This window comes from Corynebacterium vitaeruminis DSM 20294, from assembly GCF_000550805.1.
Classification (GTDB): Bacteria; Actinomycetota; Actinomycetes; order Mycobacteriales; family Mycobacteriaceae; genus Corynebacterium; species Corynebacterium vitaeruminis.
In genome coordinates, this window is the sequence record NZ_CP004353.1 from 191,780 (window position 1) to 204,664 (window position 12,885).

19 protein-coding genes and 1 tRNA gene are annotated in these 12,885 nt (G+C 60.6%); all 20 read left to right on the forward strand.

What is annotated here, in order from left to right; genetic code table 11:
* The first annotated feature begins 217 nt into the window (after positions 1 to 217).
* The 20 genes from B843_RS13685 (at position 218) to B843_RS01060 (ending at position 12,877) form a co-directional block, all read left to right on the forward strand.
* Positions 218 to 574, forward strand: coding sequence for a hypothetical protein (locus B843_RS13685; protein WP_155895060.1), 357 nt, complete (start codon positions 218 to 220; stop codon positions 572 to 574).
* 76 nt (positions 575 to 650) lie between these two features.
* On the forward strand, positions 651 to 884 hold the full coding sequence (locus B843_RS00975; RefSeq protein WP_025251660.1) for a hypothetical protein: 234 nt from the start codon (positions 651 to 653) through the stop codon (positions 882 to 884).
* Between the two features lie 6 nt (positions 885 to 890).
* A complete protein-coding gene (locus B843_RS14250; protein ID WP_025251661.1) occupies positions 891 to 1,196 on the forward strand; it encodes an HNH endonuclease in 306 nt (101 codons plus the stop codon).
* A 404-nt stretch (positions 1,197 to 1,600) separates the two neighbouring features.
* Positions 1,601 to 2,050, forward strand: coding sequence for a hypothetical protein (locus B843_RS13140; protein WP_051483421.1), 450 nt, complete (start codon positions 1,601 to 1,603; stop codon positions 2,048 to 2,050).
* A gap of 10 nt (positions 2,051 to 2,060) precedes the next feature.
* Positions 2,061 to 2,492 (forward strand): phage terminase small subunit, encoded by a 432-nt coding sequence (locus tag B843_RS00990; RefSeq protein WP_025251663.1) that lies wholly within the window; start codon positions 2,061 to 2,063, stop codon positions 2,490 to 2,492.
* Between the two features lie 359 nt (positions 2,493 to 2,851).
* Positions 2,852 to 4,135, forward strand: coding sequence for a terminase (locus B843_RS00995; RefSeq protein ID WP_244877336.1), 1,284 nt, complete (start codon positions 2,852 to 2,854; stop codon positions 4,133 to 4,135).
* A complete protein-coding gene (locus tag B843_RS01000) occupies positions 4,132 to 5,547 on the forward strand; it encodes a phage portal protein (RefSeq protein WP_025251665.1) in 1,416 nt (471 codons plus the stop codon). The genes B843_RS00995 and B843_RS01000 overlap by 4 nt, the downstream gene beginning before the upstream one ends.
* A 25-nt stretch (positions 5,548 to 5,572) precedes the next feature.
* On the forward strand, positions 5,573 to 7,108 hold the full coding sequence (locus tag B843_RS01005) for a VG15 protein (RefSeq protein ID WP_025251666.1): 1,536 nt from the start codon (positions 5,573 to 5,575) through the stop codon (positions 7,106 to 7,108).
* Positions 7,109 to 7,115: 7 nt separating this feature from the next.
* Positions 7,116 to 7,388, forward strand: a complete 273-nt coding sequence (locus B843_RS01010; RefSeq protein ID WP_025251667.1) for a hypothetical protein — start codon at positions 7,116 to 7,118, stop codon at positions 7,386 to 7,388.
* A 62-nt stretch (positions 7,389 to 7,450) separates the two neighbouring features.
* A tRNA-Ser gene (locus B843_RS13690) sits at positions 7,451 to 7,532 on the forward strand.
* Positions 7,533 to 7,600: 68 nt separating this feature from the next.
* Positions 7,601 to 8,191 (forward strand): hypothetical protein, encoded by a 591-nt coding sequence (locus B843_RS01015; RefSeq protein WP_155895061.1) that lies wholly within the window; start codon positions 7,601 to 7,603, stop codon positions 8,189 to 8,191.
* Positions 8,192 to 8,206: 15 nt separating this feature from the next.
* A complete protein-coding gene (locus B843_RS01020) occupies positions 8,207 to 8,575 on the forward strand; it encodes a capsid cement protein (RefSeq protein ID WP_025251669.1) in 369 nt (122 codons plus the stop codon).
* Between the two features lie 15 nt (positions 8,576 to 8,590).
* Entirely contained in the window at positions 8,591 to 9,496 is a 906-nt protein-coding gene (locus B843_RS01025) for a major capsid protein (protein WP_025251670.1), read from the forward strand.
* Positions 9,497 to 9,608: 112 nt separating this feature from the next.
* Positions 9,609 to 9,887: a hypothetical protein gene (locus B843_RS01030; RefSeq protein WP_155895062.1), complete on the forward strand. Its 279-nt coding sequence runs from the start codon at positions 9,609 to 9,611 to the stop codon at positions 9,885 to 9,887.
* Positions 9,872 to 10,201, forward strand: a complete 330-nt coding sequence (locus B843_RS01035) for a hypothetical protein (protein WP_155895063.1) — start codon at positions 9,872 to 9,874, stop codon at positions 10,199 to 10,201. Before B843_RS01030 ends, B843_RS01035 begins: the two co-directional genes overlap by 16 nt.
* On the forward strand, positions 10,201 to 10,521 hold the full coding sequence (locus B843_RS01040; protein WP_025251673.1) for a hypothetical protein: 321 nt from the start codon (positions 10,201 to 10,203) through the stop codon (positions 10,519 to 10,521). Before B843_RS01035 ends, B843_RS01040 begins: the two co-directional genes overlap by 1 nt.
* A gap of 8 nt (positions 10,522 to 10,529) precedes the next feature.
* Complete coding sequence (locus tag B843_RS01045) at positions 10,530 to 10,961, forward strand: phage tail termination protein (RefSeq protein WP_025251674.1); 432 nt, start codon at positions 10,530 to 10,532, stop codon at positions 10,959 to 10,961.
* Positions 10,962 to 11,037: 76 nt separating this feature from the next.
* Positions 11,038 to 11,964 carry a hypothetical protein gene (locus B843_RS01050; protein WP_025251675.1) on the forward strand — a complete coding sequence of 309 codons (927 nt, stop codon included), beginning with the start codon at positions 11,038 to 11,040 and terminating at the stop codon, positions 11,962 to 11,964.
* Positions 11,965 to 12,065: 101 nt separating this feature from the next.
* Positions 12,066 to 12,458 carry a hypothetical protein gene (locus B843_RS01055; RefSeq protein ID WP_025251676.1) on the forward strand — a complete coding sequence of 131 codons (393 nt, stop codon included), beginning with the start codon at positions 12,066 to 12,068 and terminating at the stop codon, positions 12,456 to 12,458.
* 98 nt (positions 12,459 to 12,556) lie between these two features.
* Positions 12,557 to 12,877 (forward strand): hypothetical protein, encoded by a 321-nt coding sequence (locus tag B843_RS01060; RefSeq protein ID WP_155895064.1) that lies wholly within the window; start codon positions 12,557 to 12,559, stop codon positions 12,875 to 12,877.
* Positions 12,878 to 12,885: the final 8 nt, after the last annotated feature.

Consider the following 12,885-nt stretch of genomic DNA (forward strand, 5'->3'; position numbering starts at 1 on the left):
TAGCCTTGAGCTTTGTGGGGATTCTCTTGATGAGCTGCTTTTGCCGCGTTCTGCTCCTGGAGCTGATGGCGCGGGGGTTGCTCCGTCACAGATGGGTTCGCGTCCTCCGTTGTCGATCCCAATCGTTGATCTCAAGGTAGAGACTGAGCGTGTGCTCTGCTTTTGGTCTGGGCTTTTGGCGCAGACGTTGGGGGTGCGCTGTGTGGAATCGCGGGCGGTGGCCGCGCGCGCGGAGTTTCTTTCTCATTGGCTTCTGGAACTAGAGCAGATGCCGTGGGCGGAGCGCTGCGCTTCGGAGGTGATAGCCCAGTCGCGGTTGGTCGTGGCCACGGTGGAGGATGCGGGCAGTGAGCCGGTTCGTGAGCCGATTGAGCTTGGCTCGGTGAGAGAAGTCGTTTCATGGGCACGGCTGCTTGGGTATCGGGTCTCGGTGAGGTCGGCGTATCGGTGGATCTCCGAGGGGAGGCTCGCATCCATCGGAGAGGAGGGCGCTGCCGCAGTGATTAGGCTGGACGATCTGCTCGAATGCTGCGGGAGACTTGGGAAGATAGACGTGGCACAGCGGGTTTGCTAGGCTGACGCACGAGGGAATTGGGGCTCAGACGCATGCAGCGTCTGGGCCTTTTCGCATGCCGAGGGGAGGTGCAGGCGTGGACACAACGCCGGGTGATCTTCGGGGTGAGAAGTTGAAGCTCTACTGGACGAAGGGCGAGGGGCTCGCTCGCTGGGCTGAGTCGCCGCATCCATGGACGACGCTGCGCGACTTGCTGTCGAAGCACATGTCACCGGCCCAGGCGGCGGGGCTCGCATCGGAGTACTTCCACTCGGTCTTTGGGATCTGGCCGGGCGAGCGCAAGGGCAAGAACCCAGTAGGAAAGGGGTGAGCGGGCATGGCTTGGAGCAACGGCAGCAGCCGAACATCCTCAAAGCACTGGCAGGCGCTGCGCGCATCGGCGAAGAAACAGTTGGGCTACTACTGCTGCGCGGTGTGCGGAATAACTCCAGCGGGCGGCGCGCGCCTGGAGCTCGACCACATCATTCCAGTCGCGGAGGGAGGATCGGACGAGATGGCCAATCTTCAATGGCTCTGTGCTCGACATCATGCGATCAAGACGCGGGCCGAGTCGAGACGGGGAGCGCAGCGGCGTGCCGCACGTCGGAGGCTGCCGCAGCGACCCCACCCGGGGCTCAGATGACGGCGACCGGGTACCGCAGGGGTGGGGGGTACCCCACGATCGACGCTTTCCCACCACGGCACCCATAGGGCCTCAAAGACTGTACGGGTTTCAGGTTTTTGCAGGTCAGAATATGTTTTGCTGAGTGGGGCGGCATTGGATAGGCCGGTGACCTGCAGGAATGCGGGACGGCGCAAGGGCCTCTAAGGGGCAAGCAGGAAAGTGGGATATAAAATGGGGAATTAGCGCAGGTAATAGGCACTAACCCATAACACATTTGATAGACTGTGGGCATGTACGGACGATGCGAGCAGTGCGGTGAGCGCGTGGAGATGAAGGCCTCGGGGCCTTCGGCGCGTTACTGCTCTGCGCGTTGCCGCCAGCGCGCTTACCGCGCACGCTGCAAGAAGCAGCTGCCAGCCCGCATGCGTGAGCTGCCGCGCTGGACGGCGGCGGCAGGGAAGCGGCCAGTCACCACGGACGGCGCGCCAGCCTCCTCGACGGACGCGCAGACATGGACTAGCCACGAAGAAGTCGTCGGTGGCCCACACGGGGTCATGCTCGGCGGCGGACTCGCCTGCATCGACCTCGACCACTGCCTGAGCGCGAGAGGGAAGCTCGCCCCCTGGGCGCGAGAGATCATCGACGCGGTTCCTGGAGCCGTGGTCGAGCGTTCTGTCAGCAAGCGGGGGATTCATATCTTTGGGCTTCTCCCAGAAGCGCCAGGGCGTCGCCGAGGCCGCGCCGAGGTCTACTCGCGTGCCCGCTTCATCAGAACGACAGAAGACATTTACCGAGTCGGAAAGATCATCGATCTACAGCCGGCCGTGACAAAGCTGAACTCCCTTGAACGAAGGGGGGAAATTCCAACCTAGGGGGTGAGCCATGCCAGGGCCGGTACCTAAGCGCAGCGATCAGCGCCGCCGTCGGAACAAGGACTCGGACGGAGTCCCCACGCTGCACGCCAGCGGGCAAGCCGTCGTGAAGCCACCGACCGAAGATAAGACGTGGCACATCTACGCGAAAAATTGGTTCCGCAGTCTCAAGAGGTCAGGGCAGGCCCAGTTCTACCAGGACTCAGACTGGCAGGAAGCGCGCCTAGTCGCCTACCTCATCTCCACCGAGATGAAGCGTGAAACCGGCCCGCGCGCCGGGATGATGGACGTGATCTTCTCTCGCGCAGACAACCTCATGACAACGGAGGGTGCGCGCAGGCGACTTCGAGTCGAGCTTCATGCGACGAAGGAGATCTCCGAGGGGGAGAACGCCACCGTCTCGATCCTGGCGGCTTACAGGGAGGAGATGAAGGGAGAGTAGAGGCAATGCCTAAGATCGCACCAGCGGACATGCTGGACACACTCCCGGCTGGAATCCCGGAGCGCACCTTAGGGTGGGAAGCATTAGCGTGGGCAGCCAAGTACCTTGTGCACCCGAACGGGATTCGCGCCGGGCTGCCTTGGAAGTTCACGAAGAGGCAGGCGCGATTTGTCTTGTGGTTTTATGCCGTAGATGACCGCGGGAGGTGGCTCTATGGCGTCGCACATCGGAGGCTTGCGAAGGGGTCGGGGAAGACTCCGTTCGCTGCAGCGATGTGTCTTATTGAGCTCTTGGCGCCGGTGAGATTGGATCGCTTCGACGATTCCCTTCCGGGTGGGTGCATCGGAAAGCCTGTGCCTATGGCGTGGGTGCAAATTGCAGCGGTATCTGAGGCGCAGACGAAGAACACGATGCGCATGGTGCGCGCGATGATCAACAAGTCCAGAAACAAGAAGATCCACCAGGACTACGCGCTTGATGTCGGAAAGACGCAGATCAACGCCGACATGGATCGCAAGCTCGAGGTCATTACCTCGTCCGCGGAAACCGCTGAGGGTGGCGAGGCGACGTTCATCATTGGCGATGAGCTCGAGCACTGGACAACATCGAACGGGGGTGCGGACTTGTATGCGACTTTGATGGATAACTTGGCTAAGACGGGTTCGCGGATCCTCTGCACGCTCAATGCTTGGAGGCCGGGGGTCGGATCCGTGGCCGAAAAGGTCTTTGGATCGTGGTCAGATCAGGCGCTCGGACGCTCAAAAGCTGAGCAAGAGATCCTAATGGATGTCGTTCAGGCGCCGGCCGACACAGACATGTCTGATCCACAGTCACTGCGCACTGCACTGGAGTACGTCTACGCGGATTGTCCTTGGGCAGATCTGGACTCGATCATGTCGCGAATTTGGACGTCGGATGCGGAGCCGGATGCCTCGAAACGCAAGTACCTGAATTGGCCGACGGCGGATATCCACGCTTGGGCTGATCCCAAGGATTGGGCACAGATGGCGCGCCCAGGACTCCAGCCGGCCGTTGGCGCCGAGATCGTCATGTTCTTCGACGGATCGCTGTCTCGCGATACGACGGCGCTGATCGGCTGCGAAGTCGCCAGCGGGCATATCTTCGAGATTGGGGCCTGGGATCCGGGTAATAGCCATGATGGTGATGGCCGAGTCGACGTAATGGACGTGGACGCAGTAGTCGCGCGGGCATTTGAGCGGTGGACGGTCGTCGGTTTCTTCGGCGATGTCCGCGAGTGGGAGAGTTTCACGAAGATCACGTGGCCGGAGCGCTACCGAGATCAGCTCGATATTTGGGCAGTGCCCTCGGGGGCGCACAAGGAGCCTATCGCTTGGGATATGCGCTCGAAGCTCTTCGACTTCACACGTGCATGCGAGCTGACCGAGCGCGAGATCCTCGAGCATTCATTCACCCATGACGGATCGGCCGTGCTGAGCGAGCAGGTCGCGAACGCGATGCGATCGCAGAACCGCTATGGCGTCTCGATCCGCAAAGAGTCTCCTTCCTCGGCGAGGAAGATAGACGCTGCGGTCTGCATGATCGGTGCCAGGATGGTGCGACGGTTGTACCTCGACGCGAGCGTAGACAGGACGAGGTTCGACGGGAAGGCGGTGTTTGTATGAACGAGCAGAAGGTCATCGAGGCCACCCGCGAGCTGCTTGCGCAGCACGCCCTGGAGCGGCCGCGCTTCGACAAGATCGATGCTGCCATGCGCCCGTGGTCGGACGAGCAAGCGCAGCGCCGCTTCGACATTGAGAATTACACGGGAAAGACGACGAAGCTCACCCGCCGGTTCACACAAATCGCGAGGGACTCACAGGCACTCTTCCTCCCGCTGGTGCTCGATACTTTTTCGCAGTCGATGAAGATCGACAACTACTTCGCGGGAGATCGGAAGACGGCGAGGTCGTGGGCGCACTGGCAGCGGAACTCTATGGATGCTGCACAGACGGGCATCACCCGCGCCGCGATGCAGTACGGCGTCTCCTACGCGGTCGTCACTTCGACGAATGCCAAGGGGGAGGATATCTCCCCACTTATCACGGGAGTCTCGCCGCGGAATTTCTCAGCTTTCTACGGTGAGGCCTATTCGTGGCCTGGAGAAGAGGGCGTATCGGCAGAGTGGCCGATCATCGCGCTAGAGGTCAAGCGGAACCGCCTTCGACTCTTCGACGAGGAGTTCGTCTACTACCTCGGCGCCGAGCATGTGCCGAAGGATCCGACAGCATGGAGGACTAGCGAGTACAACGGAGCCGCGAACTTGAAGCTGATCGATCGGCGCGAGCACCATGCTGGTGTTCCCCCGATCGTCCGATTCCGGGATCGGTGGGTCCTAGGCGGCGAGTACCACGGCGGTATGATTGAGCCCCTCCTGAGCCTTCAAGCCCGCATCGATAGGACGGCTTTCGAAATGGGAACCGTCCAGTACGTCGCAGCTTTCAAGCAGCGATATGTGATCGGTTGGACGCCAGATGATGAGCTAGAGGGCGCCAGGATGAAGGCCACCGATACCTGGTTCATCAACGCAGATGGGGCGAAAACAAAGGTCGGTCAGTTCGACGAATCGGATCTCACCCGATACATCGAGTCGCGCCAGGCAAGCGTCCGCGACCTGGCGGCCATCGCCCAGGTACCCGCGCAGTCGCTGGGAGCGAATGCGATCTCGAACATCTCTGCAGAAGGTCTTGCGGCCATGGAGTCCGCCAAGGACAGAAAGTCCGCGGAGATCCAAACCTCTCTGGGTGAGAGCTACGAGCAGCTGCTGCGGCTCTGCGCTCATGTCACCGGAGACGAGGAGGAGGCAAGCGACTTCGGCGGCGAGGTCAAGTGGCGCGACGCGACCGCTCGGAACTTCTCTCAGACCATCGACGCGCTCGGGAAGCTCGCAACGATGCTAAACGTCCCCGCGGACGCTCTCCTCGAAGACATCCCGGGATTCACTTCGGAGCGCATCGAGCGAATCAAGGCACAGTACAGTACGCAGATCCAAGCAGGCCAAGACTCCGCGGCTGCGCCCGCGCCGGGGACGTTCTGACCAGCGATTATTTGGGGGTGGTTAGGTGAGCATCGAGCAGTACTACAGCGATGACCAGGCAGCGAAGCTGCAGCTTATTGCTGCTGTCGAAGCTTTGATAGCCAAGTTCGGGGTGCCGGACTCTTTCGAGGCGATGTGGCGGCTGGTGAATTTGCTGCACCCGGAGATTAATGCAGCCAGGAAGGTCTTTTATGCGAACGCGGTGAGGTCAATGGGGCGGGCGATGCTCGCCCATGGGCTCGAGGTGTCTCCGGCTCCGATCCGCTCCTATAAGCCGAATGCGACGTGGAAGCTCATCGCCCGCGCGCTTGGATGGGACAAGAACGAATTCCCGATCCCTACGCCAATCACCGACCTAGCTGAGGAAGCGCAGCGCGAGATCGTCGAGAAAGTAATTCCTTTCCCCGATGATCCGTTTGATGAGCAGATCATGGAGCAGGTCTCGCGGAGAATTGCCGCGGCGGCAGCAACGCACGCCCAGCAGGCCGGCCGTGATGCAGTCAGCGATACGGCTAGGCGGAACAAGGTGAGGACGGCCGGATCCAAGACCATTGTGTCGAAGCCGTCGGGCGCGGCAGCAGAGCAGGGGCCGACGAGTGAGGCCACGGATGCCGTGAGTTTTAGCCAGCTTCCAAATCCGACTGATGAGGACTACATCCGCAGCGCAAAGGTTGGAAGGGGAGTAGAAATTGGGTGGGCGCGAGTCCTCACCGGTGAAGAGAACTGCCCGTTCTGTGCGATGCTAGCCAGCCGTGGCCCGGTCTACTCTGAGGACACAGTTCTCGCGCGAGAAGGCGACCGCGGCCGATATCACGATCACTGCGATTGCGTCGCCGTCCTGGTCATCAAGGGGAGACCGTGGGAGGGGGAAGAGCAGTTCAAATTGCTCCAGGATCTCTGGGATGACGCGAGGGACAACCCCACAGACGAAGAGCTTGACCGCGGCTTGGAAGAGCCGCAGCAGCGCTTCTCAGATAGGTACCGGAGCCTCGTCGAATCGGAGCCGGAGAAGTTTGCTATTGATGTCCACGAATCTGGAGTACCGGGTGTGCGCTTGCCAGATCTCGTGGACGATGAAGGAAACAAAGTCTCGTCGATTACCTACTTCGGCGGGAACGACAAAGCTCCATCCTTACGGGCGCTGGTAAAGCACTCTGCATGGGGGTGGAACCGCGGTGACGCTCCGATTGATCAAGACACCACAGAAAGAAAGGGCCATCACTTCGACTCGATCCGCAGAAAGGGAACGTTCTTCCCGGAGGATTGGGACGACCAGAAGATCGCAGATGCGATCGCTTCCACGCTCGCAGACCCAGAGAAGATTTTTGAAGAAGAGAACCTAGGAGAAAGGAAATTCCTTAAACGAATTGCGGCCAAGGAAGTAGATGGGGTTTGGATCAAGGTAGAATGGAAGCAATACCCGGATGGCCTAACACAGGCAACGTCTGCTTACCCTCTTGGCGGCCGCGGGGTCACCCAGTGGAGTAGGAAGCTAGGTAAGAGAATCGATGCTCCGGATCCAAAACCGCAAGAAATGTCCAAGCTAAAAGCCAGAAAGTGAGGAAGCCATGATCACCGACGAGGAAGCCACAGATATCGCGGAGAAGATCGCAACTTACCTCACAATTGAGAGTGAGCGAACCCATGTAGAGAATCTCATCTCCGCGGGTGAGGACGAATGGGCATGCAACTACGCAATCATCTACTTGGAATCAACTAAGACACCGATCCCAGCAAAGGATCTGCAGGACGCCTTCGACGTCGCCATGCTTGCCTTCGCCAAAGATCCATTCGAGCGCTCGAGCCTAGAAGAGGCCATGGCGACGATCCCAACCATCTGATCAAACAGCGTAATCGAAACCCGGCACCGGTCACTTGACCGCGCCGGGTTTTCTCATGCACGGGAAAGTACGGCTCATGGTGAGCAGGCGGCCTCGAAAGCCGCCGCGTGCGCAAGCACGGGGGTTCGATCCCTCTACTTTCCGCAGACCCCGCACCCAGGCTGGTGGCGGGGTTCATCCATAGACAGACACGGAAGACCCAGGAGGTACACATGTCTACGCCAATCACCAATGCCACCGGTGAGCAGGAACCGACTCCCACGCCACCAGCATCGCAGGAAGCGACGCCGACTCCAGGAGAGAAGGCGCCGGAGCAGCAGAAGCCAGAACCGTCGAAGGAGCTTAGCCCCGAGGACATGAAGGCAGAGATCAAGAAGCTGCGTGAGGAGAACGCGAAGCGCCGCGTCGAGTCGAAGGAGCTTCAAGCTCGAGCCCAGAAGTGGGACGAGTACGAGCAGTCGCAGAAGACGGAGCTCGAGAAGGCTCAAGATGAGCGCTTGAAGCTCGAGCAGGAGCTGGCTCAGACCAAGATCGAGAACACCCAGCTCTCGCTGGCGGCGGCCTATGGAATCAAGGCTGACGATATCAACCTACTCGGTACGGGGACGGCCGAGGAGATGGAGACGCGGGCGAAGCGGATCCAGGAGCTGTATGCCGGTGCCCAGGCGGCCCAGCAGACGCCACCTCCATCGCAGCGCCCACATGAGGGATTCATCCCCGGCAGCGGGCAGCGCCAGGAGCTCAATGACTCCGCCTACCCAACCTCATGGATGCCATCGGCGCTTCGTCAGAAGAACAAGTAACAGGAAGGAACGAAAATGAACATCACGAAGGTTCACTACAACCCTGCACAGCAGGTGACAGCCAAGGCGAAGAATGCGCTCGCCGCTGGCCAGTTCGTCGTCATCGCTGGCGCCATGGACGGCCGCAACCCAGTCGTTGATGTCGCTGGAGCAAACGCGACTCCGTTCGGCGTCATCGCCCACGACGTCGCAGCTGGCGACTACGCCGTCGTCTACCGCGCAGGCCACATCCTCGAGGCCACTGCATCCGCTTCGATCACTGCGGGAGCCCAGCTGTCGACCGCAGCATCCGGAAAGGTCGCTACCGCAAGCGACGGCCCCGCCGTTGCGCTCGCTCTGACCGACGCGACCGCAAACAACCCTGTCACCGTAGCCCTCCTCTAGGAAAGGATCTAGACAATGCTCAACACGGGATTTTTCCCTGGTGAGGCGCCGAAGGTAACCGCGGACGGCATCACCGTCTCGCTGATGCTCAAGGAGCCCACCCGAATCGCTCGGTACATCTCCGACATAACTGCGCTCGGCATGTTCACCGACCGGATCTTCGCCCACGGTACCGCTGAGGGCGGCGCCATCCTCTACGATGTGGCGACCAAGAACGCCATGCTCGCCGACGACCACATGGGCATCATCGCGCCGGGTGGCAACTACCCGATCGTCGATGCCTCGGATGGTGAGCCGAAGGTCACGAAGACCAAGAAGCTCGGCGGAAAGTTCGGCATCACCGATGAGGCGGCCTCGCGCAATGACATGGCGTACATGCAGCGCCGCGCTCAGCGGGTCGCGAACACGATGGTCTATGACACCGACTCCCAGGGCCTGGCGGCGATCACCGCCGCCTTGGCTGAGTACGACTCCGACATCATCAAGGTCGAGTCTGGTGGATGGGAGTCCATCAACAAGACCGCCAAGTCGGCGCAGACTGCTGAGAAGTCGATCCGCGCGGACATCAACAAGGCACTCGCGGAGGGGCAGAAGACCCTGATGGGGTACCAGTACGATGTGCTTGTCCTCCACACCGACGACAAGCTGCAGTACGACAACGCCTTTGAAGATGACGTGAAGGCAGCGGCCCTGGCAGCTTCGAAGGGGATCGAGATCATCGGCTCCCCGCTTGCGACGAAGGGCGAGGGCTGGCTGATCGCATCCAACTCGGTCGGCACCATGGGCGTCGAATCGCCTGTGACCTCGACGCCGTACCGCGATGAGGATCATGATCTGACGTGGGTCAAGACCCGCGCGATCATGGCTCACGCGATCACGGATCCTCTGGCAGTCATCCGTATCCAGAACCTCGGAGCGTAGGCCAATGGCTGGGTATGCGACGGCGACGGATCTGCGGAATCGGTGGCAGCGCTATCCAGCTGGCCTATCAAATGAGGCGGCGGAGGTGCTCCTTGAGGACGCGAGCACGTGGTTGGCGACGACCTTCCCGGAGATTCCAGAGGTCGCGAGCGGGCGGCTTGCGAGCGTCCTGAGGATCGTCGTGTGCGCGATGGTCAAGCGCTCGCTGATCGCCGACCGCACCGACAACGCGGAGCAAGTCAGCGATGCGGGCGGCCCTTTCACGACCTCAATGACGTTCAGGAATGCTGAGGGAAATTTCTTCATCACCGGCCAGGAGCGGGAGATGATCGAGAAGGCCCTCAACCCTGGAACAACCGCGTTCAAGAACGTTTCTTGCGGTGGGTGGTAGGCATGGCCACCGTCATCGTGGAGCGCTCAGCGGCAAAGGACAGGCACGGGGATACGACGGCGGCGGCATCAGAGCATGAGGAGCCAGGCGCTCGGATTGCATGGGCTGGCGCTCAGGAGAACCTCGACCACATGTCGGTTCTGACGACTGCCCCGACCGTCTACTTCAAGCGCCGCGCCCCGGACATCGTGCGCGGCGACGTCCTCATCGCCTGGGGGCGCCGTCTGCGGGTGAAGGACGTCCAGCCTTGGGAGCATCCTCGCATTGAGGATGAACTCATGGGCACAGTCGTGATCTGCGAGGAGGTGCGCTAATGGACGACGTGAGGATCCACGACATGAAGGGCTATCTGACAGGCCCAGAGGTCGAAGCCATGATGTACGCGGCGGGATATGAAGCGGAGGCGCTTTACAAAGCGATCGCACCTGTCTCTTCGACCGCACTCGTGGATTCGACGGTCGTCGACGTGGAGGTTACCAAGCCATATGGGCGCGGCGCCCCACGTCTAACTGCGACTCTGCTGGTGGAGGCTCCACATGCCGCCGCGGTCGAGTTCGGATACACGACGAAGTCCGGGGTCAAAGTACCTGGACAGCACCCGCTCTTGAAGGTGCTGCGAGCCATGTCGATCTAAGGAGGATCATGCAGATTCCAACGGACATCACCCCGCGACCGGACATCGAGGACATTCTCTGTGACCTTCTAGAGCAGAAGGTCACCCAGATCGTGCCGATGCCAAAGGTCGTGACAGAGCTGCCAGCGGATTATGAGCAGTACCTGGAGCAGACCCCTTTCCTCACCGTCAGGAAGACCACAGGGGCTGGTGCTGTAGAAGCGCAGGTAGATGTGTCCTTCATTGAGATCACGGTGATCTACCGATCTCGACGTGAGGCGTGGCAGCTGCTGAACTACCTCACGGCGTGGCTGACGTCTCTAGATGGGGCGGCGGATCTGGGGCCTGCGCGCCTGGTCTCGATCGAGGAGGTGCGCTCGCCGGTAATGCCGCAGTGGCTCAACCCAGAGCATCGTCGAGTGCAGGCGGATTTCAGAGTGGAGATTCGCCGCCCACGGTAGATGCCAATGACTTTTCGCGACCTCGCTACACGCGGGGTCTTTTGACTATCAACCTCTCTTGGAGAAAGGAACTCCAGTGGAAAACACCGATTTTTACACGCTCAAGGACAAGAATGACAAGCTTCTCCTTGCAGCGATCAACATCGCCGTTCTGATGAAGCCGTATGACGGCAAGCACCTCGAGCTCGATGACATCGTTGCCACCGACGGCTCTCTCAAGCAGCTGCCGGAAGGCTGGTTCTCGATGGGAGAGATCGAGAAGAAGGCCGGCGTTGACCTCGCCCCGGACATGAAGGTGGAAGGCCCCGAGGGCTACGGATCCCGTGGCCGCCGCCGCGACTTCATCACGGACGAGTCCTTCACGATCGACTTCACCGGCCAGGAGGCGCGCCTTAACACGATGGCCGCGTTCTACGATCTTGACGTCGACTCCATGCTCGCCAGCCAGGGCCGCTTCTTCGCGAAGAAGCGCCGCGCAGCGAAGGTACCTGAGTACTCCACCCTGCTCATCGGGTACGACGGCGCGCCGGGTAACGAGATCTACCCGATCTGGTACTACCCGAAGACCTCCATGGAGAAGAAGGGCAAGCAGTCCCTGGCTGACTCCTCGAGCATCACGTGGCCGATGACCCTCGCGGCGAAGGACGATGCTGCCTACGGATCGCTCTTCGGCTTCGGCATTGCTGGCAAGGGCTTCACCGCGGAGCTGGCTACTGAGATGGGCATTAGCATGACCTCCGATGCCGCCGCGGCGACCAAGAAGATCACCCTTCCCTCCGGAACCTCCGGCGGTACGTGGACTCTGACCGTCGACGGAAAGACCACGGAAGCAATCCAGTGGAATGCCACCGGCGAGGATGTCACCTCCGCGCTCTCCACCGTGGGCTCGACCGCAACCGCAGCCGGTACTGCGGGCGGCCCGTTCACGATCTCCGGTGCTACCAACGTCTCCGCCAACGGCTCCAGCCTTACTGGCGGCGACACCGCAATCGAAATCGCCTAGCGCTCTCCGCGCCGGGCCGGGGGAGTTCTTGGCAGGTCGCCTCCGGCCCTTCTACGGCTTGATCTGACCTGCCTACCTAGACTTTTGAAAGGATCTGCCAAATGTCCACTAAGAAGAACAAGACCGACAAGTTCGAGGAGTTCCGCTCCCGCGCTATGAAGATCGCGGAGAAGTCTGGTCAGAAGTCCAAGTCGACTGTCACCGATGAGCCTTTCATCCTCGGCGAGGAGTATGGCTTTGAGCCGCCGATCGAGATCGACAAGCCCGTCTACACGGATCGGCTTGCGCTCATGCAGGCTACTCAGCGCCAGGACGTCGTCTCTTGCTTGAAGATCTTCTTCAAGGCTGACTTCCCGCGCTTCTTGTCCGTCATGAACACAACTGGCGATGATGCTGAGCTGATCACCCTCGGCATCTCACAGGCCATCTTCGAGCACTTCTACGGCATCGACGTTGACCAGTTCGACGGGGGTTTTCCTATGCTGTCGATCTAGTCAATCGTGCTGGATCGCAAATAAGGTTCGATCTGCATCACTACCTGCAGATCGACCTAGATGACTTTTTCCTGGGACGCAGGTCGTGGGCGACTCTCGTGGAGCTTGTGCAGATGCTCCCGCAGGGAAGCGCCTACTGGGCGGCCGTCGCCGACGATGAGGAGCTCGCTGCTGCGGTGATCGACGACCTCAAGCCAAATGCTCGGCCGCCGCTGCACGGCTGGACGCAGCTGCAGGAAACTCTCACGGCCTTAGTCGACTATGCCGATGCAATTCTCATAGCCGTAGCGCGCCAGGACAGGACGTTCTCGCCGTCGCCGAGGCCAGAGAAAGCGATCGACAGAATCAAGGCAAGACGCTTGAAGAAGAAGGGCGATTCGCTGCTCAAGAGGCTACTCGGGGATCGCCAAGACCTGTGAAAGGGGGC